Consider the following 23,923-nt stretch of genomic DNA (forward strand, 5'->3'; position numbering starts at 1 on the left):
TGTCCCGTCCTAAAATAGGTTGACACAAAACTGACTTATTTATGACACATTCCGAGATCAAGCAAAATCGGCGTAAACAGAGCGATTATCCACTCCCCTTTAAATTACAGGTTATCCGTCAAATAGAAGGAGGGGAAATGACTTACATTCAAGCACAGAATTATTATGGAATTCAAGGAAAGAGTACCGTTTTGGTTTGGCTCAGGAAATATGGTACCTTAGACTGGACTAATCCGATGAGAGTACATATGCCTAAATCAAAAGAAACACCAGCCCAACGAATCAAGCGTTTGGAAAAAGAGCTATCCGATGAGAAACTTAAAAATAAGATACTCAATACCATGATTGATATGTCTGATAAACAACATGGTACACAGATAAGAAAAAACTCATCACCCAAGCATTCTGGCGCATCCGACAACAACGAGCAGAAAGCCTGAGTCGTTGTTGTAGATTGTTTGGGATAAGTCGTCAGGCTGTTTATCAAGGTCAATGGCGACAAGATGTGCGGATGAAAGAAAAAGAAAAGGTAATTAATCTTGTATTACAAGCACGGATGAGCTTACCTCGTTTGGGAACTCGCAAACTTTATTATTTGATAAAGCCTAAGTTGGAGTCACAAGGTATAAAAATGGGGAGGGATGGATTATTTACGTGTTTACGGCTAAACCATATGCTAGTAAAACCTAAGAAATCATATACAAAAACAACCATGTCAAAACATTGGCTGCATAAACATCCCAATTTATTGAAGGATATAAAACTTCAATATCCTGAACAGGTATATGTTAGTGACATTACCTATATCAAATCAAGACAGAAAACGCATTATCTGTCTTTAGTTACGGATGCGTATTCAAGAAAAATTGTTGGTTACCATCTTAGTGATGACCTCAACGCCGAGAGTGTTGTGAATGCTTTGAAAATGGCTGTTAAAGGTAGAAATAAGGATATCCCTTTGATTCATCATTCTGACAGAGGATTACAATATTGTTCTGCTGTATATCAGAAGGTATTACATAAATACAATATTACGCCTTCAATGACCGATGGGTACGACTGTTATCAGAATGCTTTGGCTGAAAGGGTGAACGGAATATTAAAACAAGAATTACTAGGTGATATCTGTAATAACTATAAAGATTTAAAACTGTTGGTTAAGCATTCCATCGAAATTTATAACATGAAAAGACCGCATTTGGCGTTAAACATGAAAACGCCTAACTTTATACATCAAAAAACCGATGGATATAAATCCATCGGCTCTTATAATATTTTAGTATAAATCCTGTCAACCTATTTTAGGACGGGACAATAAGTTTAATTGTATCGTTATAGAAATGCAACATAAATATTGTATCTTTGAAATAATGATTACATATAACTATCGACAAATATGAGAAAGAGACTAACAATAGCCCTGGTGGCACATGATCACCGCAAAGCGGATATGGTAGAATGGTGTTATTATAATTCAGACTTCTTGTCAAAACACCAATTGGTTTGTACCGGAACAACAGGAACTCTTATTAAAGAAGCCTTTGAAGAAAAAGGAATAAAAGCAGATATTACCCGTATGAACTCCGGTCCATTGGGTGGTGATGCTGAGATTGCTGCAATGGTAGTGCGTCATGAGGTGGACTTGGCTATTTTCTTGATAGATGATTTAAATCCTCAACCCCATGAAGCCGATATAATGATGTTGTTGCGCCAATGCCGTGTGCACAACGTGCCAATTGCTTGTAATCGCTATAGCGCAGATCTTATGATCACAAGTACATTGTGGGATGATGATGATTATACGCCTACTTTGCCTCGATATGAAATTTTTGATCGAAGTAAATTTGATGCAAGTTTCAGAAGGAAAAAAGACTAAAAATAGAAAAAGGTAAGCTCATAAAAGCTTACCTTATTTTTTATCTGCGAATTGGAGACTTTCTACTTTTTCTAATCTGCTTACTAATTCGTCGTATTGAGCTTTTCTTATCTGTAGTATCATGCTACAGTTCATATCGAAATCTTGATGTAAAATTTTAGGTTCCATATCTTTTACCAGTCGCATCACATCATTCATATATGGATACTCGAAAGTGAATGATGTTTCCAAGTCTACTGTTTTTTCTATAATTTCTGCCTCGGCAATAGCTTCTGCCGCTGCTTCTCTGTAGGCGACAATGAGCCCGCTTGTGCCTAGCTTTATTCCGCCAAAGTAACGGACTACAGCAATTACTATATCCGTAAGGTTATTAGAATTTATTTGCCCTAGTATTGGTTTGCCAGCTGTTCCGGATGGCTCTCCGTCGTCGTTCGATCTGAATTCCGTCCGATCGGCTCCTAGCATATATGCCCAGCAAACATGTCGAGCATCATAGTATTCTTTGCGAAGTTTATCTATTTCATTTTTGGCTTCTTCTGCAGATTGCACAGGAATGGCGTAAGCAATAAATTTACTCCTTTTGTCAGTGTATATTGCTTTCGATAATTCCGTTATTGTTCTGAAAGTATCTTCCATAGACTACAAAGATACAAATTATGAAATAAAGCATTCTTTAGACAAAGTAATAATTAATGACAGAATTTCCGAGCAGAATGATATCTGATGCTATAAAGATTTTAGATTGTATGAAATAAAGTGAAAGATGTCTAATGCTTAAAAATGGGAGGTTTTGATTGATAATCAGGGGTAAATGTTTTACAAACCGGTATAAAATAGGAATGGTTGTCTCACGACAACCAATCTTCACTCCTAACCATAAATCTAATACCATGAAAAATACTTTACAAAAGTATGTATAATTTTTTATAAAACAAACTTAATGATATAAAAAATATAATTTTAACATTAATATAATTTTATTGTTTCGTTTTTAGAATCAAAATGTAATATATTTGTTTCCGTAAATAGTTAGTCTAAATTATAACTATCTGAGTCTTTGGCTCGAAGAATCGCAAAAGAGATATTAACTATTTATATAGAATTTAAACATCGAGTTTTTATGACTAAAACCTTACAAATATTTATATTTGTTATTACTATGCTTGATTGATAAATAGATCTTATTATTCATTAAATACTTAATTAGCTCTCTAATTCTATAGCATAAATTTAGATTGTAATTGTTACAAAGCTGACACAGAGAGGTTAAGTTGTAATTAAAAGATTGTCCGCTTCAAGATTTTTTTTATCATTTAAAGAATAAATTTAGCAAGTATCTAAAAAACATTATGGCATAGTTTTTGTTTCAATATTATAAATAGGTATTTTATTTTAATCTAAAAGGCTATTAGAAATAAAGCTTATATTTGCAACATACGCAAAGAACATCAAATAAGACGGTTATGGAAAATAATTTTTCACAGAGAGTTCGCAAAATCATGGGGTATAGCCGTGAGGAGGCCGGACGTCTTCAAACCAATTATCTGGCACCCGAACATTTGATGCTTGGTATACTTCGTAATGCAGAAGGATTGGCTATACAGGCATTAAAGGATTTTGGAATAGATTTGGTTGAATTAAAAGATAGTATTGATAATAATATATTAAAGCAGCAGGAAGATGCATATCCAAACAGTGAAGTCGTATTAAGTAAAAGTACTGAAAAGATTTTAAAGATGAGTATACTTGAAGCCAGGCTTACAAAAAGTCAGGAAACTGACTCCGAGCACTTACTTCTTGCCATTCTTAAAGATCATGACAATATAGCGGCGATGCTGTTGGAAGAATATCATATGGATTATAACGGAGCTTTCACTTATATAAAAAGTATGGGTGATATAATGCATGAAAATAAAAAGCAGTCGCCTCGTATGGGTGCCGACTTTACAGATGATGACGATGAGGATGATGAACCAATAAGCAGTGGAAACTCGAACGTTGGTACACAACAACCTCGTCAGGCTACAGATACGCCTGTACTCGATAATTTCGGTATAGACATGACGAAGTCAGCTTTGGAAAATAAGCTAGACCCAATTGTAGGCCGTGAAAAAGAAATTGAACGTTTAGCTCAGATTCTCAGCCGTCGTAAGAAAAACAATCCTATATTGATAGGAGAACCGGGAGTTGGAAAGTCTGCTATCGTTGAAGGTTTGGCATTACGAATAGTGCAGAAAAAAGTATCTCGAGTATTGTTCGATAAGCGTGTTATTGCCCTTGATATGGCTTCGGTTGTAGCCGGAACCAAATATCGTGGACAATTTGAAGAACGAATAAAGGCTATTTTGAACGAGTTGTCAAAGAATCCTAATATTATATTGTTTATTGACGAGATACATACGATCGTAGGAGCGGGGGGAGCTACGGGCTCTCTGGATGCCGCAAATATGTTGAAACCGGCTTTGGCCAGAGGCGAGATACAATGTATTGGTGCAACTACCCTCGATGAATATCGTAAGAATATAGAAAAAGATGGAGCTTTAGAACGTCGTTTCCAAAAGGTGATGGTAGATCCTACCACAGCAGAAGAAACGCTACAGATATTGCATAATATCAAAGAACGTTACGAAGAGCATCACAATGTGAAATATACTGAAGGTGCACTTGAGGCTTGTGTAAAACTCACCGATAGATATATTACAGATCGTAATTTCCCCGATAAAGCTATCGATGCTTTGGATGAAGCGGGTTCACGTATGCATATTGCAAATATACAGGTGCCTGTAGAAATTGAAGAAATCGAGAGCGAACTCAAAAATGTGATAGAGCAAAAAGGGGAAGCTGTAAAAGCACAGAAATATGAGTTGGCAGCGAGTTTCCGAGATACACAACGTCAATTGATGGCTAAGCTTGACAAGGCTGAAGTAGACTGGAAAGCATCGTTGAAAGAGAAACCGGAAACAGTAGACGCCGAAATGGTTGCTGAGGTAGTTTCTATGATGTCGGGAGTTCCTGTTCAACGTATTGGTGAGTCGGAAGGCTTGAAGCTTGTAGGTATGAAAGATAGCCTGAAAGCTGCTGTAATTGGCCAAGATGAGGCTGTAAGTAAAATCGTAAAAGCTATTCAGCGTAACCGTATAGGTCTTAAAGACCCTAACCGTCCGATTGGTTCATTTATGTTCCTTGGGCCTACTGGTGTAGGTAAGACTCACTTAGCGAAAAAGATTGCAGAACAATTGTTTGACTCTGCCGATGCTCTTATCCGTATAGACATGAGTGAATATATGGAGAAATTCAATGTATCGCGTTTGGTCGGAGCACCTCCGGGATATGTGGGATACGAAGAAGGCGGATTGTTGAGTGAGAAAGTACGTCGTAAACCTTATTCTGTAGTACTGCTTGATGAGATAGAAAAGGCACATCCTGATGTGTATAATATCTTGTTGCAGGTGATGGACGAAGGCCACTTGACAGACAGTATGGGACGTAAGATAGACTTCAAGAATACGATACTGATTATGACCTCCAATGTAGGTACACGCCAGTTGAAAGATTTTGGAGGTGGTATTGGTTTTAATAAGCAATCTGCCGCCAACAAAGAATTCTCCAGAAGCGTGCTTCAAAAGGCATTGAATAAGTCTTTTTCTCCCGAGTTCTTGAATCGTGTAGATGACATAATAACATTCGATCAGTTAGATAAGTCTTCTATCGAGAAGATCATCGATATAGAACTAAAAGGCTTCTATAAACGTATGTCGGAGTTAGGGTATACTATCGAGCTAAGCCAGGAAGCGAAGGATTTCCTTACAGATAAAGGGTATGATGTGCAATTTGGCGCTCGTCCTTTGAAACGTGCTATTCAGAACTACGTGGAAGATGAGATTGCTGAGTTAATCCTTTCGGGTGGAGTAGCAGAAAACGGGACTATAACTTTTGAAGTAGATAAAGAAAAAGATAAATTGAAAGCAATAGCAAAATAAATTTTCTTAAATATTTTTTGAAAGAGGAGTGGACGTATTCACTCCTCTTCTGTTATACAATATATAATCTTATATTTGGGATATTAAAGAATTACTATAATGAATCGGATAAATATTATTACACTGGGAGTAAAAGATGTAAAGGCCTCTTGTGCGTTTTATAAGAAGCTTGGTTTTTCAACTCCCAATACAGAAGACAATCCTGCAATTGTCTTTTTTAATAACAGCGGGACAAAATTAGCTCTTTACCCCCTGAAAATGTTAGCGGAGGATATCGACAGTTCAGCTACACCTGAGCTAAACACAGGGTTCTCGGGATTTACATTGGCATACAATGCAAAATCGAAGGATGAAGTAGATGATATATTCGCCAAAGTGGAGAGCTTTGGAGGTAAGATAATAAAAAATCCCCAAGATGTTTTTTGGGGAGGTTATAGCGGATACTTCCAAGACTTAGATGGATATTATTGGGAGGTTGCTTATGCTGATTCTTGGCAGTTCGATGAAAATGATATGCTTCTTATAACAGAGTAACCTGTTATAAGTTTCGTGCATGTCGCATCAACTCTTCTCTTATAATAGTGAGTTTTAAGCTTACTATACGGTCTGCTTTTTGAAACTCCTCGTTGTCATCAAGCTTTTTGTGTCGGCGAACAAACTCATCCAAGCTGTCGGTGTCTGAATATCCTTCAAAAATGGTGTCCTTTGCTTCTTTTGCCTTTCGGACTACATCTGCAGTCTCTTTCAATGGAGGGATCAACAGCAATGTATCCAATACTATATTGAGGTATGAAAAGTCTAATGACAACCCGAAGTCTTTATCTTCGATAATCCTTAGCCATTGGTATATCAAACTGATGTTCTCTTTAGTTACTCCCTCTATATGTATATAGTTCTTATCGAAAAGATCTTCCCTTATAGCCGATACGGTTCTGTTGAAATCGTACTTCTCTGCTTCATAATACTTATTAGCCATTTCTTCGTCACAGCCGGTAAGGGATTGTATTTCCTTTATCGATTTAGCTTTGAATAGGTAGACGCATTTTTCTACATCATTATCATTCTCTTTCAATATTTGCATGGCTTCTCCCATTGGTATGGGGAGTATTTTTCTGAGCTCTATGATCTTTTCTTTCATCTGTTTGTTTTTTACTCAACAAAGATAAAAAGCTATTGTTATCTTTACAAATAATAAAAAAGCAAGGATATGAACTCACGATTTGATATGCTATTAGCGATATACAATGACACGAAGAATGAAAAGTATGATTATGCAGTGCAGCCATGGGGTGCTACCGAACCTCATAATTATCATTTGCCTTATATGACAGATTGCTATCTGGCTCACGATTTGTCAGTAGATGCGGTCATTAAGGCATACGAAAACCAGAAAGTGAAAGGAATGGTATTGCCTGTAATACATCTTGGATCGCAGAATCCGGGGCAAAGAGAACTACCTTTTTGTTTGCATGCCGGTTATGAGACGCAAAAAGCCATACTATCGGATATCGTTTCTTCGCTGAACTATCAAGGGGTGCATAAACTTGTTATTGTAAACGGACATGGTGGAAATAGCTTTAAGAATATGATACGAGATCTGGCTGTTCAATATCCTGATTTTTTGATTGTGATAAGTAATCTGTTCGCCATTGTTCCTCAGACCGGATATTTTGAAGAAAAAGACGACCATGCCGGCGAAATGGAAACCTCAATGATGATGCATTATCATCCCGAGTTGGTGAACCTATCTGTTGCCGGAGACGGAGCGTCTAAAGCCTTTAGTGCTGAATCTCTTAGAGACGGCATTGGTTGGACGCCAAGAAATTGGGCGAAGGTCTCTCATGATACAGGGATTGGTAATCCTAAAAAGTCAACAGCAGAGAAAGGTAAGAAATATGCCGATGCTGTGAGCCGGAAACTTTCTGAACTGTTTATAGATGTGGCGAAAGAGAATATCTATTGATACAGTAAAAAGGTGGAATAATTGTTGTTGCTCTCTTTTTGTCATTTTGAGTGTAACGAAGAATCTCGACTTTGAATACACGAGATGTTTCACTTCGTTCAACATGACAAAGAAAACAGTAGCAATTATTCCACCTTCATTATCTATTATTTTTCTGTGTCGTAATCGAACCAATCAAAATAGACTTTAGCCTTACTTGGTTTCCCATTCGAGGATGTGTAGAGTCCTATCATCACCCCTGTAAAGCCACCTGCAACCTCAGTACTCAGGTATCGGGTATCTAGCCTTCCCAATTCATTGAAGTTATCGCTATCGGCTTCTGCGCAATAAAAAGCGTATTGCGAAGGTGTGCCTTCAATCTTCAACTTCAGCTTATTACTTTTAACTTGTTTTTCTCCTGCAATGTAAGAAAGAGATCCTACTTTTACACGTAATTGTACTACATGCTGATTGCCCAACTTTTTCAATAACAAGTCGTAGTGATGCGTATTATTTTGTATCAATGTCATTCCCGCTTCTTCGTTACTAGCAGATGAATTGAACTCTAAAAGAGTTTCAGCCCTGAAATCATGCTCTGTTTGTCGGCGGCAGATCATTGATATTGCCTCAGTTTCGTCTAATGTATATGGAGATGTACTGATTCTTATCCATCCTTTCTTTTCTGTCAACGAATAGTTTTCTCTGACAGGATTACGTAAATATTGCCACTCGAATCCAAGTTTGTCTGCATCAAAGTTTGTACGTATAGCTGCTTTTTCTATCGGATGGAGTGGGAGTGTAGGAACCTCCATATTTAGTGAAACAGTTCCGTTTCCGTTCACTTGTGGCCAGCCGCCTTTAGGCCAGTCTACAGGAGCTAAGAATGTTTCACGTCCCAGTACATGATAATATGCCCATTGATGCGTTACTCTGAATCCTAGGAATACCATCCACCAAGAGCCGTCTTTTGCCTGTACAAGATCTGCATGTCCGACACCTTGTATAGTATTGCTTTGCCCTCTTCTGTTGGCATGAGTCAGTATCGGATTTAATGGACATGATTCGTATGGGCCGAATATATTCCTGCTGCGTCCTATAGTAGCGCTGTGCATATATTCTGTTCCTCCTTCACCCAGCAAAAGGTAATAGAAACCATCTTTTTTGTAAATGTGGGGAGCTTCAGGGAAACGACCTCCTATGCCCCCCCAAACAAGACGTTCGGGAGATAATACCTTACCTGTTTTGATATCGATCTCGGTAACTCGGATACCCTCGTCGCCTTGAGTTACGAAATATGTTTTACCATCTTCATCCCAGAAAATGTCAGGATCTATGCTTTTTATATCCACCCAAATAGGGTCGCTCCAAGGTCCCGCTGGATCAGTAGCGGTACAGTAAAAATTACCTTTGTCCGATACGTTTGTACAAATGACATAAAATAACCCATCGTGGTAACGTATGGACGGAGCATATAGTCCTCCCGATGCAGAAACTTTGTGTAATGACAACTGCGAATCTCTCGTTAGGCAGTGTCCTATCTGTTTCCAGTTTATCAAATCCTTGCTATGATAGATAGGTAGCCCCGGAAAATATTCGAATGACGAAGTAACAAGATAAAAATCGTCTCCTACTCTGCAAACACTGGGATCGGGATTGAACCCCGGGATTATAGGATTTTTATATCCCGTTTGCGAAAAAGCCTGACTGATCAACAAAGTAGTGAGGCAAAAGAGAAAGAATGTTCTAAAAACGCTTTTCATGGTCTTTTGTTATGTGATTGTTTTTCAATTTAATATAATGAAAAGGTGACAAAAGTGACACTTTTTCCAGAGATTCTGTTTGTCACCTTTACATTTCTGTCAGATTCCTATGTAAAGATAATTTTACTTCACATTTATTGTTATAGAGCTTTTTACATCGGCAGATGATGCAGCACAATGCAATGTGAACTTATCCGATTCTACTACCCATTCGTGTGCTTTGTCATTGAAGAAAGCAAGGTCTTTGACAGGTATTGACAGTTCTACATTTTTAGTCTCTCCGGCTTTTAAGAAAACTTTTTTGAATGCTTTCAACTCTTTAGCAGGGCGCTCCATCGAAGGTTTTTGCTGTGATGCATATATCTGTACCGATTCAGCTCCGTCAACGTTTCCTTTGTTAGTAAGAGTTAGGCTTATTTTAATTTCGTCATTTTTACTGTACTCTTTCTTGTCTGTAGAAGCTTTACCATATTCGAATGTGGTATATGACAATCCATAGCCGAAAGGAAATAATGCCGGAATTTTCTTTGTGTCGTGCCAACGGTAACCAACCAAGATATCTTCTTTGTATATCTGTTTGATGCTATCTCCCGGATAGGAAATTGTACCGAAAGACATAGCACCGTTATCTTCTAACTTCTTCGGAATACTAAATGGTAACTTTCCCGAAGGATTGATGTCACCTGAAATTACATTCGCTGTCGCATTTCCTGCTTCCGAACCAAGATACCATGACTGCATCAAAGCTGGTACTTTATCCAGCCACGGCATAGCCACGGCATTTCCACTCACGATAACGATTCCCATGTTTTTATTTACCTTCAACAAGTCTTCGATCAGTTCGTTCTGACCAAATGGCAGGTCGTAAGAAGTACGGTCTCCGCCTTCGCAGTCTTGTTGATAGTTTTTGTTTAACCCTCCGAAGAATAAAACAACGTCTGCATCTTTAACCAAAGCCAAAGCTTCCCGCTTCAATGAATCTGCATTGTACGGAGATGGAATGAAATGATCGTATACGCTAGGTCCTGAACCATACCCCATTGTGTAGAATACTTTATCAGCACCATATTTTATTTTCAATCCTTCGAGAGGAGAAACTTCTTTCTTTACTTTCAGTTCAGACGATCCTCCGCCTACTGTTAGTGAGCGGGTTGCGTTTTCTCCGATTACAACAATTTTCTTGTAGCGGTCTTTAGCTATCGGGAAAAAGTTATTTGTATTTTTCATCAATACAATACCTTGTTCTGCCACTTCACGGCTTACAGCTGCATGTTCGGGTGTAGTAAAACTACCGTATGGACGGTTTCTGTCCATATTGGTTCTCAAATTTAGACGTAATACTCTACGAACTTTATCATCGAGGGTAGATATCGGTAATTCGCCCTTTTCCAACATCTTCAGATATGGTTTTGCCAGATAGTAATTGTCGTAAGCAAAACTTTGGCCCCATGTGAGCCCGTTAGTCCAAGTTCCCATTTCTATATCAAGACCGTACAATGCTGCTTCACGTGTGTCGTGAGCACTTCCCCAGTCTGTAACTACCACACCGTCATATTTCCATTCTCCTTTTAGTATCTGATTGATAAGTCTTTCGTTATGGCTGCAATACTGACCTCTGTATTTGTTATAAGAACCCATTATTGCCCATACCTTACCTTCTTCTACTCCTGCTTTGAATGCCGGGAGGTATATTTCATATAATGCTCTGTCGCTCACTTCCACATCGATATGCCCGCGCCATAGTTCTTGGTTATTTAGGGCAAAGTGTTTCATAGTGGCTGCCACTCCGTTTTGTTGTACTCCTTTGACAAAAGGAACAACCATCTTAGAGGCTAAGTAAGGGTCTTCACCCATATATTCAAAGTTACGACCATTCATCGGGGTGCGATAAATATTTACACCGGGTCCAAGAATCATTTCTTTTTTTCTAAAACGAGCTTCTTCTCCTAATGCATTTCCATATTTCAGAGAAAGCTCTGGGTTGAATGTCGCAGCCAAACATGTTAATGCAGGGAAAGCTGTACATGAGTCGTTTGTCCATCCTGCATGGTTCCATGTGTCCCAGTCTATTTCCATGCGCACCCCATGAGGGCCGTCGCTCATCCATATTTCAGGAATACCAAGACGAGGAACTCCGGGTGTACTAAATTTAGATTGAGCATGTATCATCGCAATCTTTTCTTCCAGAGTCATTCTTGATAGAGCATCTTCTATTCTGAGCTCCATAGGTTTACTATCGTCAAGGTAGATCGGAATCTGTTTTGTTTGTCCGTTGGCTTGCAATAAGAGTAAGCTGAATAATACATAAAAAAATAATTTCTTCATGTTTTCTGTAATTGTTTAATATTTATTTGTTTAACGTAATTTCAATTTTATTTCCCTTATTTAAGGTCAGGTATAATTTATCTCCTTCTACTTTGTATTTGCTTGTTCCCGCTATGAAAGGCTTTCCGCTAGGTAGTTTTATTATAAACTGATTGTTTGTAGTTGCTGTGATATGTATATTTTGAATCTTGTTATCTTTCCATTTAAAGGAGATTTCTGCACCCCCTCTTACTTTCATGCCTCTTACTTCTCCGTCTTTCCACCCGTCGGGTATAGCCGGCAGTAGTTCTATAAAACCTTCATGGCTTTGTAGAAGCATTTCCCCTATTCCGGCTGATCCGCCAAAGTTGCCATCTATTTGCATCGGAGGGTGTGCACTGAACAGATTTGGATACGTACCCCAGTTATTTTCAGCCGGTTTCAACAGGTCTCCAATCAGTTTGTAAGCCTTATTCCCATCTTTGAGCCGTGCCCAGAAATTAATTTTCCACGCCATAGACCATCCTGTAGACTGATCTCCTCGTCTTGTCAAGGTGACTTTAGCCGCTTCCATTAGTTTGGGAGTCTTTTCGTACGTAAGCTCATTTCCCGGATGCAGTCCATACAGTTGTGAGACATGGCGATGGTGGATTTCACTTTCTTCATAATCTTCGAGCCATTCCATTACCTGTCCGTATTTCCCGATTGAAGTAGGTGCTAGTCGTTCTTTCTTCGCTGAAATATCTTTGATCCATTCATTATCTACCTCTAATATTTTTGCGGCATTCTCCACGTTTGTAAATAATTCGCGAATAATCTGATTGTCCATCGCTGAGCCCGCACAGATACTTACCACGTCTCCCGATGGTGTTATGTAAGCGTTCTCAGGTGAAGTAGTCGGAGCAGTGACCAAATAGCCGTTGTTCGGGTCTTCGATCAGCATATCTTCAAAGAATAAAGCCGCACCTTTCATTGTAGGATATACCGATTTTAGATATTCTTTGTCCTGACTGTACAGATAGTGTTCCCAGAGATGCTGGCACATCCATGCGCCGGCCGTGTTGGTTGCTCCCCATGACGGATGTTCTCCGGGAGACGTGAAGCCCCATACATTACTCAAAATATGAACTACCCATCCACGGCTGTTATAATATATTTTTGCTGTTTTTTCTCCCGGTTCTACCAGTGATTTTACAAACTCGATAGTCGGTTTGTGGAGCTCAGAAAGATTAAACATTTCAGCCCCCCAAAGATTCATCTGTAGATTGATATTCAAATGATAATCAGCATTCCACGGAGTATTTATTTGTGGAGCCCACAACCCTTGCAGGTTAGGAGGGAGGCTTCCCTCTCGGGTAGACGATATCAATAGATAACGACCATACTGCATATATAAGGCAGCCAGATTATAATCCGTTTTGTCTGTTGCAAATGCTTCCAGCCGCTTATCTATTGCTAGTGAGGAATTCTTATTTTTTTCTAAAGTCAGGTCTACACGATTAAAGAGAGCCTGATATTTTGCAATATGTTTCTTTTTTAGTTTCTCATAATTTACTCCGGCATTGTTCAATAGGTCAGAAGCTACTTTTTCATGATTCGTACCGTTGTAGTTGGTCGCTAATGAGACATAGAGGGTGACTTCACTTGCATTCTTTATGTCAATTTCTTTGTCTGTCGCAGATAATTTACCTCCTTTGTTTATCACCTTCACCATTCCCAAATATTTCATTCCCGAATGGTTTTCTCCTGCTTCCAATTGTCCGAAGATATAAAGTGTATTGCCGCTGGCATAAGTTTTAAAATTCTCATCACGTTGCAATGATATTTTTAAGCTTAATGCTTCCTGCTTACTTGCCGTATATTTTACCAATCCGATGTCGTCCGAGAAAGACGTAAAGTATTCTCGTTTGTATTCTACATCATTTTTAGAGAAAGAAACAGTAGATAGTGCATTATTCATGTCCAGCACCCTTTTATACTGTATCGCTTCAGATTTGTCAGGGTATAGAAAGTCTACATACAGATTCGCAAAAATCTGGAATTTACCGTATTCCAAACCCGCACTTCCTTTGCCTTTGCAGGTGAAAGTTTTGTACATTAATTCCTGAGCCTCTTTATTCTTTTTCTCAAATAGAAGTCTTCTTATTTCGCCCAAATACTTATAAGCTTCGGGATTATCAGCATCTTGTTCGTTTCCCGACCATAGAGAAATTTCATTTAGTACGACTCGTTCTCTTTCTACTCCACCCCAAGGCATCATACCTATTCTGCCATTTCCTAGTGGAATCGATTCTTCCCATATGGATGCCGGCTTATCGAAATAGTATTGCCATTCGTTCTGTTTATCTTGAGCAGAAAGTCCACTCCATGAAAAAATAAATAATAATAAAAATAGTTTGTAGAACTTCATTTTTTACTTGTTTATCCTATAATGTACACCTTGTATTTGTCCTTTTTCCAGCTGATAATTATTACCCGATTTTGTAAGAATAATATCTGTTAGTTTATTGTCTGACGGAAGACAAACGAATCCGGTTGCTTTTTCTTTGTCTCCATAAACTTTGAGTTCTATATCAGACCAATTAATTTTATCTGTAGATTGTGCAAGTTGGGCGTGCGGGATAACAGCACCATCACGCACCAGAATGATAGCAGGGATTTTGCCGGTTTCTATCACATTCCATCCTTGTTGATATGTTTTTCCACTTTGATAATCGATCCAGTTGCCTTTCGGTAGATATACATTTCGCTCCGTTCCGGCTTCCATCATCGGAGCTACTAATATGTCAGCCCCGAAGAGATACTCATCTTCTACAAGCCATGCTCCGGCATCGTTCGGATATTCCACAAACAAAGCCCGAACCATAGGCAACCCTTTTTCGGTACATAATTTAGCCTGTGCATAAATATACGGCATTAATTTGTATTTCATTTCGGCTGATTCACGAAAAGCTTTTACAAAGTTATCATTGTATAGCCAAGGCTCTTTTGGTGGTGCTCCATGTGCACGGCTATGCGATGTCAAGAATCCGAAAGGTAACCAACGTCGATACAGATTCTCGGGAGCAGCAACCACAAATCCTCCTATATCGTGACTCCAGAAAGAGAAGCCGCTTAGCCCGAATGAGAGGCCTCCGCGTAATGTCGCATCCATACCGATATCTGTATTGGCAGCATCGCCACCCCAATGGAGAGGATAGCGTTGGCTTCCTGCCCAAGCACTGCGAGCCCATATAATATTTTCATTGTTGACTTCTTTGGTGATGTCTGCAACAGCTTTGTTGTAACGCAGCGGATACAGATTGTGCTCGTACCATCCTCCACGTCCTGAGGCATAAAATCCTTCCATTGGTGCGGCTTCTCCGAAGTCTACTTTTATTGCACCAACTCCCATTTTTAGTAACCCTGCAAGTTTGTCCTGATACCATTTTACAGTCTCAAGGTTGGAAAAGTCTAAAACTGCATCTTCATAAGGCATTTCTCCTTTTGAGTTTTTTACATGCAGGTTTTTCTCTATTATTTCATTGAAAAATTTATTTTTAGGTGTAAAATAAGTCAGTTGCCACAGCGAAATGTGGAATCCATCTTTCTTCAGATCATCGATCATTTTCTGAGGATTGGAAAATCTCGATGGCGCAAATTTATAGTCGCATTGCCAATCTGTTTCGAACCATCCTGTATCGAAATGAATAACATCTGACGGTATCTTGTAAGAACGTAGCTTGGCTGCTACATCATAACCCTCGCTTTGCTCAAAGTAAGTGATACGACTCATCCATGTGCCAAACGACCAGAGTGGAGGCATAGATGGCTTCCCTACTATTTCGGTATATTCATTCAGTATGTCTTTGGGTTCTCCGATAAATATGAACAGGTCGAGTGCTTCGTCTCCCATGAACAGCTTGTTTGCACCTACATAGGTATTCCCGAAATCGCAAGTGACAGGGGCTGATGTGTGCATGAACATCCCGTAGCCACGATTACTCATAAAGAAAGGAATTGGCTTGTACATCTGATCTGTTTCGGGGCCTTGCGGGTCGGTAACAAATAGATTCACTTTTTGGCCTCTTTTGTCTAATTTGTTTACAGATTCGCCGCAACCAAATATTTTCTCACCCGGAGACAATGAAAATACAGGGTTTACTGCCCGGCTATTATCCACTCCCCGTTTGATGAAGTTGAAAGGGATAACCTTTACTTGCGAAGAATCATTGTCGTACCAACGCCATGTATCGGTCAAACGTTTTCCTTTTTCATCTCTCAATGTGATACGGAATGGATTTTCTTCAATTTCTATACTTCCGTAATTGCTTTTATAGGTATGGGTATTTCCTGTTTTAGAATATTTCCATGAACTGTCTTTCCCCGGTTCTTTGACTAACATAGGAGAGCCAAAAGGTTTAGGCTGAACGGGTGTTGTCAACATTCTTATTCGCAATGTGCGTGGTGTGACAAAATCTACCGAGAAGTCTAATTCAGGGTTTTGCTCATAGGCTTCACCCGGAAAATCTAACATCTTTAAATCTTGTGGCAAGATTGTATTTACATTAAAAGCCTGACGAGTGTACAATGATGTGCGTTTCCACGAGATTTTCCCTTTCCCGTCTGCTCCGTTAAATGAAGCCACTTTGTCGGCAAAGAAAAAGGTATTGTGAAAATCTTTAAAGTCGATACTCATGTCGATAGGTTCGCCTAATATGCGTTTTTGTTGAGCCGCAAGCTGCGTGCTGAAGCAAATGATGAGACAAAGAATAATTCGTATTTTCATAGGTTTTAGATTGGTTATTTTAGTTGTATTTCTTTTGTCAGCCTGATATCTTCCGAAGACGATCCGATCAAGAGATTCACTGTTCCGGGTTCTATTACAAACGAGTCTTTATCGTTGTCCCAATATGCAAGATCATCTGTACTTAGTGTGAATTCAAAAGTCTTACTTTCTCCTTTTTTGATACTAATACGATCAAAACCTTTTAGCTGCTTGATTGGTCGTACTACTTTTGACTGAGGAAATGATACATATAGCTGGGCTACTTCTTCTCCATCCACATCTCCTGTGTTTTTTACGTTCACTGATACTTTTAGATCTTTTCCTTTAGAAAGAGTAGAAGAAGATAAAGTTATATCGGAGTAGCTGAAATTTGTGTAGCTAAGACCATATCCGAAAGGGTATAGCGGCTTTTCTTTTGCATACATGTATGTGCGACCATTTCGTATATCATAATCCATCATTGGAGGCAGGTCGGCAATGGATTTTACCCAAGTCTGATTTGTTCTGCCTGCCGGATTATAGTTACCGAAGATTACGTCAGCCAGACCATTTCCGAGCTCTTGACTGTTGTTTGTAATGTGCAGTATCGTCGGTATATTCTCTTGCGACCAGTTTATAGCAAAGGGGAAGCTACTGACCAGTACCATTACGGTATTTGAGTTCGCTTTATGTACAATCTTTACTAAGTCTTCTTGTTCGAGTGATAAAGCTTTGCGATCAACAGCCTCACGTCCATCACTCGGCACAGGTGAATATTTCCATTTAGGATCGGTGCCATATACATGATTTCCAACGCATACTATGGCTATATCAGCTTTCTGTGCGGCAAGATAGGCTTTGTCGATTTCATTGGAAGGCTCGTATATAACTTCGACATTGTTCCCGACTGCATTTTTTATACCTTGTAGTATGGAAACTGTATAAGGCGGAGTGCCGCTATACCAGTCGAGTAATACTTCGTTGGCTCGTGGACCAATAACTGCAATCCTCTTGATGTTTCCTTTCTTTAAAGGCAATAGTTTTTTCTCGTTTTTTAGTAGCACGACAGATTTTGCAGTAACCAGACGTACAAAATCTTGTATATCTTTATTTTTCCATACCGAAACAGTATCGGTAACTCCTATATGAGCATAAGGTAGTTTTGTCTGATCTCCATCTAGCAGGCCTAGCTTCAATGCAATATAGAAGTTTCCCCGTATAGCCTTGTCTATATCTGCTTCTGTCAGCATCCCTTTTTCTAAGGCTTCGTATATATATGGACGGAAATTATCGAGGAATTGTCCTACGCCGGCTTTTACGATGGCGGCACTGCCTTCTGTGTGAGTTGGGAATGTCTTATGTGCTTTTATCAACAGATCGAGAGCTCCTCCGTCGGTACAGATTATTCCTTTAAAGTTCCAATCTTTACGAATATCTTTCAAAATAGGGTGGATTGTCATCGGTATTCCATTCCAGCTATTGTAAGCTGCCATGAAGGCCTGAGAGCCGCCCTTTTCTATGCCCTTGCGAAAGGGGTATGAGTAATATTCGTGAAACAGTCGATTGTCAAAATTGGAGGATGTAGAATCTCTCCCGTCTTCATTGCTGTTCGCTAGGAAATGTTTCATTAAGGATGCCGATTTCCAGTATCGGGGATTTTCTCCTTGTAGTCCTTTTATGAAGGCTACCGCCATCTCCGATACCAGAAAAGGGTCTTCTCCAAAACTCTCCTCGGTGCGTCCCCAACGTGGGTCCCGGGCTAAGTCAGCATTGGGGGCACGCATTACCAAACCTCCTTTTGTATATCTTTCGTTTTGTGTATAATATCTTATTTCTGTGGCTTCTATGTCAGCTACTTTTTTTATCAGTTCTGTATCCCATGTCTCACCTAGCCCATAGGCCTGAGGAAATGTAGTTGTAGGATATACATCGGGCACACGCTGATAATTTACCATTTTGAAACCACCCCAGTTACCCGGGCCTCCCAGTGCCATCCCGTGCAAACCTTCAGAATGTCCTGTGTTTCGAATTCCTAAGCGAGGAACGCCTAAGTTTGTGGATAGTGCATTTATTTTCTCGTCAATTGTCATTATAGACAGGAGATTGTCGAGGCGTTTTTCGTCGCTTAAGCTTGTGTTTTGGAACGGATAAACATATTGTGCAAATACTCCGGCATTCGCAAACAAAATAGATAGCAGAATAAATAATAGTTTTTTCATGGAATAGATTTTAACCGTACAATACAAAAATATTACATCTTTAGCTTTAAATCTATTCCGTATGTTTCATAAAGGGGGGTAATATGTTTACTGGATCATTTAGATACGGTTTTTTTATACTCATTGGGGGTTACACCAAATTCCTCTTTAAAATACTTGCGGAAATATTTGGGATCATTAAATCCTACCTGAAAGGCAATTTCATTGACAAACATCTGGCTTTTTTCCAATAAATCAGCTGCTCTCTTTAAACGAATAAAGCGGATAAACTCAGAAGGGGTCTTGTCTGTCAGGGCCAATATTTTTTTGTAAAAATAGACTCGGCTCATACCCATCTCTTTGCAAAGGTCTTCTACAAGAAATTCAGGATTTCCAATGTTTTCTTCAACAATAGAGATTGTTTTTTGTACAAACTTTTCGTCCATAGATGTTATCTCTATTTCGCTCAGGGAGATATCTATTTTCTTCTTGAAGTTGCTATGTATCTTTTTCTGCCTCTCGATGATCTTGGCTATTTTTAGTTTCAGCATGTCAATGTTGAAAGGCTTGGAGATATAATCGTCTGCTCCTGCCTCAATACCCGAATATTTGCTTTCTTCCGACGATTTGGCCGTAAGTAGTATGATCGGAATATGTGAAGTTCGTATGTCTCCTTTTACATGCCTGCAAAATTCATAGCCATCCATCTTTGGCATCATAACATCGCATAATATAATATCCGGTAGTTGATCGAGTACAATGCTGTATCCTTCTTCTCCATCGTTTGCTATAACGGTGCGATAATCGTCTATAAACAAGCTGGTGATAAATTCACAAAAGTCTTCATTGTCGTCCACTATTAGTAGAAGCGGAAGATGTGCCCGTTGCGCCGACTTTAAATCGAGCTCGGCTCCTTCTTTTATTTCGCTAATAGAAATATCACCCGAATGTATAATGTCTTGGTTGCTTAACTCCTTATATGTCGAATTTTGTATAGGCAGTAATATTGTGAAAGTAGAACCCTTTCCTTCTGTACTTTCCACTTGTATTTCGCCTCCATGTAATTTTACATATTCACTGGCTAAATGCAGTCCAACGCCGGTTCCCGATTGATTGTTTTTTTCTGCTTTTTCTATTCGGAAGAAGCGTTCAAATATTTTCTCGAGATATTCTTTCTCTATGCCAACGCCTGTATCAGAAACTTTCAGGCATAGCTGTTTGGTTGGTGTATCTGTTTGCAGCAGTTCGGAAATGCCAATACTGACATCTATCTGTCCGTCTTCTGTATATTTGAATGCATTGGAAATCAGATTGGATATGATTTTATGCATCTTTTCTTTATCAAACTCCATCTGCAGTTCTTGCAGATACGTTGTGAATGTAAGTTTTATTGATTTCTCTCCTGCCAATGCCGAGAACGATTGACATATTTCTTTTGTAAATTCTATAATATTCCCTCGTGAAATATTCAGAGTCATCTTGTTTTGGTCAAACTTCCTGAAATCAAGTATTTCGTTGACCATGTTCAGCAAGTTTTTAGCATTCTTGTGCATGATGCTCATCGTTGCTTTTTGCTCGTCCGATACAGATGATTTCATAAGTTTTTCCAACGGTGTAAGAATAAGCGTGAGCGGAGTTTTGAATTCATGGCTTATATTGGTAAAGAACTTGAATTTCAATTCGTCTACTTCATGTATTTTCTGAGCTTCCAGTATTTTTTGTGCCTGTTCGTATTCTTCTTTTTGTTTATTCAACTTATATTTGATGAAAAACCTTAAGGCCGTGATAGTGATGAGTATGTATATAATGGTTGCCCACCATGATAGCCAAAATGGGGGTTTTACTACGATTGTCAAAACAATAGGCTCACTGCTCCATACATTATCGTCATTGCTGGCGTAAACAATAAGTTTGTATGTGCCGGCATTAAGGTTGGAATATGATGCTGAGCCGATTCCGGTGCTTGTTTCAGTCCATTTGTTGTCCAATCCTTCCAACATGTATTTATACCGATTCTTCTCGGGATGGATGTAATTTAGGGATGAAAATTGTATTGTAAAATTGGTTTCACCGTAATGTAAAACAATCTCATCGAGGTCTGTTATTGACTTTTCGAGAATAACACGTCCATTGTATTTTGTATTCGGTTTAATCACCTGATTGGTAATAAGAAGATCTGTGAAATGCGGTTTAGGTACATTTTTATTAAATACTATTTTTCTTGGATCGAAAGATGTATATCCTTTAGTGCTGCCTATGTAGATAATTCCGTCTTTGTCTTTAAATATAGCATTCGTATTAAATACCGAACCCGGCAGTCCGTCGTTAACATCGAAAGATGCGATTGTATACGTCAGTTTCTGATTGTCATACTTACAGTAGAAACATACCAATCCATTTCGGGTTCCTGCCCATATATTGCCATCATTATCTTCTATGAGTGATACAACTTCATCACCCGGTAGCCCTTCGTTGGTTGTAATGTATTCAAATCGTTGTTTTGTAGGATAATATACATTGATCCCTTTGTCCGTAGCAATCCATAAAAGCCCCCTTGAGTCTACAATCATATTGTTTATAACAATACTGGTAAGGGAATCGAGAAATGTATTGTCCGGAAAGTATTTTCTTACTTCTTTTTTACTTTCGTCTAATACGCATATTCCTCTGTCGGTACTTAGAAATATATTCTTCTGAGTATCTACAAACATAGATACAATATAATTGGATAAAAGATCTTTACTGTTACTCATATTGTGATGAGTAAACGTATCCCTTGCTGGATTTAACTGATCTATACCGCCTCCAAGAGTTGCTATCCATAAATTATGGTCGTTGTCTTCGGTAAGGCTATACACACTTTTGCTCGAAAGGGAATTTGGGTTTGTCTCATTCAATTGGAATTTCTTGAAACTTTTACCGTCAAAGGCGTTCAGCCCTCCCATAAAAGTTCCAATCCAAAGTGTTTGTCTGTGATCTTCGTATATTGATGTGATAATATCAGACGAGATGCTTCCCGCATCGTTAGTATTGTTACGAAAACGTTCTACTTTCTCCGTGCTTTGATCGTATTTGATAAGACCGGTTCCATTTGTCCCTATCCAAAGATTATTACTCTTGTCTTTGTATAAACTATTGCAGTCGAATATCTCTGCATTTTTGTTGAACATATAAAAGAGAGGCGATTTCTTAAATTTAAAAAGGTTTGGATGGTAATAAGATGCACCACTTTTATATGTCCCTACCCATACTGTCCCGTTAGGTTCACTATAGAAACTGATGATAGAGTTCTGGCTGATAGAATTATGATTGTATATATCATTTTTAAGAACCGTTATCTTTTGATTTTTTTTGTCCAGAATGCTTATCCCACCGTGATCTGTTCCTATCCATATCAGTCCGTTAATATCCTGTCCCACACATCTGACAAAGCTACTCGATAATGCAACCTTACTATTGGTATCCAGTAAAGTCCATTGCCCTTTTTTTGTATTTAGATATATCACGCCTTTATCCGCTATACTTGGATAAACCCAAATATCGTTATCAGAATCTATAAATAAGGATTTCTGTATTGTAGAGTTTTGGTTGTTGTCTTTAAAGAACGTATTTCGCATGTCCACTCTGTTTGTCTGCATGTTTACACGCTCCAAAAGTCCGTCGTTGTGAAGAACCCAAATGTAGCTATCCTTTATTTTTATATCGGAGATATCAGACAGAGCCAGATCATTTGTATTCTTCGATTGCTTGTAGATTGTTATTTTGTTAGTAGTTGCATTGTATTTGTGAATACCCTTTCCCGGATATGAAATGTATAAATCTTTCTTCTTGTCAATTTCTATAATAGCTGGTGCGGGTGGTAACGCTATATCGCTTAGCAGTGAATCTATATTGTTTATAAAAGATTCCGATTTCCAGTCATACAGCATATAAACCCCTGCACTCGACTGCAACCATAGGTTTCCCTTTATGTCTTCTTGTATTCCTGTAAAACGGTCGTAAGATGGACTTTTACTGTCATTCTTTATGTTCTTGTATGTTTTAAAGTTTATCCCGTCGTACCTGTTGAGCCCCATATTTGTTCCAAACCACATAAAGCCACGGCTGTCTTTCAAGATTGCTTCCACCTGATTGTTTGATAAGCCGTTTGTATTATTCAAATGAGAGAATTCAAATTGCTGGGCTTTTATGATAAAAGAGAATAAGAGGAATAGAAGGGTGTATAATGGTTTTTTCATTGCTAGGTATTCAGGTTCGATGGATACAAATTTATATAAATAAAGCGATTTCTGATGTTTTGTTAGCATTTTAATCCCTAAATGGAAACATTTAAACCCCTGCAGAGAATCTTTAACGGTTGCATTAAAAACATTTAAGAATGCCTCTCTGCATATTCAGGGATATTTTTGTATCAATGAAACTTAAACCATAATAACCATGAAAAAAAATCAACTGCTTTTGGTCAGTTTATTGTCGATGGCTCTATTCATCGGCTGTAAAAGCGGACCATATCAGAGAACGAGTGACGGAATAATTGTAAACCTGAAAACGGACAATGCTTTAGCTACAAAAAACATCAGATTGCAAGTTGTCAATGATGATGTAATCCATGTTTCGGCTACTCCCGGCTATAAGTTTTCTGACAAAAAAAGTCTTATCACCATATATGATAAAACACAAACAACAGGATGGGATGCTAAAGAGGAAAATGGGAATGTTGTTCTGAAAACAGCTTCTACCATTGCTACAGTATCTCTGACTACAGGAGAGGTTACCTTCTCGGATATAAATGGTAATGTACTTCTCGCTGAGAATAAAGGAGGAGGTAAATCGTTTTCTGATATCGAAGTTGAAGGAACAAAAGCATATACTATGCAGCAAGTGTTCGAATCTCCGGCTGATGAGGCTTTCTATGGACTTGGACAACATCAGGCTGATGAGTTTAACTACAAAGGAAAGAATGAGGTTCTTTTCCAATATAATACAAAAGTGTCTGTTCCGTTTGTTTTATCCAGTAAAAACTATGGAATACTTTGGGATAACTACTCACTGACTAAGTTCGGTGATTCTCGTGACTATCTCGACTTAGATCAATTTAAGCTATATGACAAAACAG

The 23,923-nt window shown here is 38.7% G+C and carries 13 protein-coding genes and 1 pseudogene; 6 read left to right on the forward strand and 8 right to left on the reverse strand.

The window, feature by feature from the left end; genetic code table 11:
* Positions 1–41: 41 nt before the first annotated feature.
* Both LDB17_RS10265 and LDB17_RS10270 read left to right on the forward strand, forming a co-directional pair.
* Positions 42–1,285, forward strand: a protein-coding gene (locus tag LDB17_RS10265; protein WP_289781724.1) for an IS3 family transposase whose coding sequence is annotated in 2 segments (ribosomal slippage) — positions 42–378 and positions 378–1,285 — 1,245 coding nt in all. Because the reading frame shifts where the segments join, the coding sequence is not laid out codon by codon here.
* 111 nt (positions 1,286–1,396) lie between these two features.
* Positions 1,397–1,876 carry a methylglyoxal synthase gene (locus LDB17_RS10270; protein WP_006842469.1) on the forward strand — a complete coding sequence of 160 codons (480 nt, stop codon included), beginning with the start codon at positions 1,397–1,399 and terminating at the stop codon, positions 1,874–1,876.
* 33 nt (positions 1,877–1,909) lie between these two features.
* Here LDB17_RS10270 and LDB17_RS10275 read toward each other — a convergent pair whose 3' ends face one another.
* The gene (locus LDB17_RS10275; RefSeq protein WP_252636664.1) at positions 1,910–2,512 is read right to left on the reverse strand and encodes a YigZ family protein; all 603 of its coding nucleotides are present in this window, start codon (positions 2,510–2,512) and stop codon (positions 1,910–1,912) included.
* An 827-nt stretch (positions 2,513–3,339) separates the two neighbouring features.
* On the opposite strand from LDB17_RS10275, the gene LDB17_RS10280 reads away from it, so the two are divergent.
* Entirely contained in the window at positions 3,340–5,856 is a 2,517-nt protein-coding gene (locus LDB17_RS10280; protein ID WP_252636663.1) for an ATP-dependent Clp protease ATP-binding subunit, read from the forward strand.
* A 99-nt stretch (positions 5,857–5,955) separates the two neighbouring features.
* A complete protein-coding gene (locus LDB17_RS10285; protein ID WP_252636662.1) occupies positions 5,956–6,390 on the forward strand; it encodes a VOC family protein in 435 nt (144 codons plus the stop codon).
* A 4-nt stretch (positions 6,391–6,394) separates the two neighbouring features.
* Here LDB17_RS10285 and LDB17_RS10290 read toward each other — a convergent pair whose 3' ends face one another.
* The gene (locus LDB17_RS10290) at positions 6,395–6,994 is read right to left on the reverse strand and encodes a hypothetical protein (protein ID WP_252636661.1); all 600 of its coding nucleotides are present in this window, start codon (positions 6,992–6,994) and stop codon (positions 6,395–6,397) included.
* Positions 6,995–7,063: 69 nt separating this feature from the next.
* Here LDB17_RS10290 and LDB17_RS10295 point away from each other — a divergent pair, with 69 nt between their 5' ends.
* On the forward strand, positions 7,064–7,819 hold the full coding sequence (locus LDB17_RS10295) for a creatininase family protein (protein ID WP_252636660.1): 756 nt from the start codon (positions 7,064–7,066) through the stop codon (positions 7,817–7,819).
* Positions 7,820–7,965: 146 nt separating this feature from the next.
* Here LDB17_RS10295 and LDB17_RS10300 read toward each other — a convergent pair whose 3' ends face one another.
* The 6 genes from LDB17_RS10300 to LDB17_RS10325 all read right to left on the reverse strand — a co-directional run bounded on the left by LDB17_RS10300 (position 7,966) and on the right by LDB17_RS10325 (position 23,045).
* Positions 7,966–9,558, reverse strand: a complete 1,593-nt coding sequence (locus LDB17_RS10300; protein WP_252636659.1) for a glycoside hydrolase family 43 protein — start codon at positions 9,556–9,558, stop codon at positions 7,966–7,968.
* A 123-nt stretch (positions 9,559–9,681) separates the two neighbouring features.
* Positions 9,682–11,883 (reverse strand): glycoside hydrolase family 3 protein, encoded by a 2,202-nt coding sequence (locus LDB17_RS10305; protein ID WP_252636658.1) that lies wholly within the window; start codon positions 11,881–11,883, stop codon positions 9,682–9,684.
* Between the two features lie 22 nt (positions 11,884–11,905).
* The gene (locus LDB17_RS10310) at positions 11,906–14,272 is read right to left on the reverse strand and encodes a glycoside hydrolase N-terminal domain-containing protein (protein ID WP_252636657.1); all 2,367 of its coding nucleotides are present in this window, start codon (positions 14,270–14,272) and stop codon (positions 11,906–11,908) included.
* A gap of 3 nt (positions 14,273–14,275) precedes the next feature.
* Positions 14,276–16,630 carry an alpha-xylosidase gene (locus LDB17_RS10315; RefSeq protein ID WP_252636656.1) on the reverse strand — a complete coding sequence of 785 codons (2,355 nt, stop codon included), beginning with the start codon at positions 16,628–16,630 and terminating at the stop codon, positions 14,276–14,278.
* Between the two features lie 14 nt (positions 16,631–16,644).
* Positions 16,645–18,828 carry a glycoside hydrolase family 3 C-terminal domain-containing protein gene (locus LDB17_RS10320; RefSeq protein WP_252636655.1) on the reverse strand — a complete coding sequence of 728 codons (2,184 nt, stop codon included), beginning with the start codon at positions 18,826–18,828 and terminating at the stop codon, positions 16,645–16,647.
* 95 nt (positions 18,829–18,923) lie between these two features.
* Positions 18,924–23,045 (reverse strand): two-component regulator propeller domain-containing protein, encoded by a 4,122-nt coding sequence (locus tag LDB17_RS10325; RefSeq protein WP_252636654.1) that lies wholly within the window; start codon positions 23,043–23,045, stop codon positions 18,924–18,926.
* 199 nt (positions 23,046–23,244) lie between these two features.
* Here LDB17_RS10325 and LDB17_RS10330 point away from each other — a divergent pair.
* Positions 23,245–23,923 (forward strand): annotated as a pseudogene (locus LDB17_RS10330) (alpha-xylosidase); the annotation flags it as partial.

It is taken from the genome of Dysgonomonas sp. Shenzhen-Wh21, from assembly GCF_043392705.1.
GTDB lineage: Bacteria > Bacteroidota > Bacteroidia > Bacteroidales > Dysgonomonadaceae > Dysgonomonas.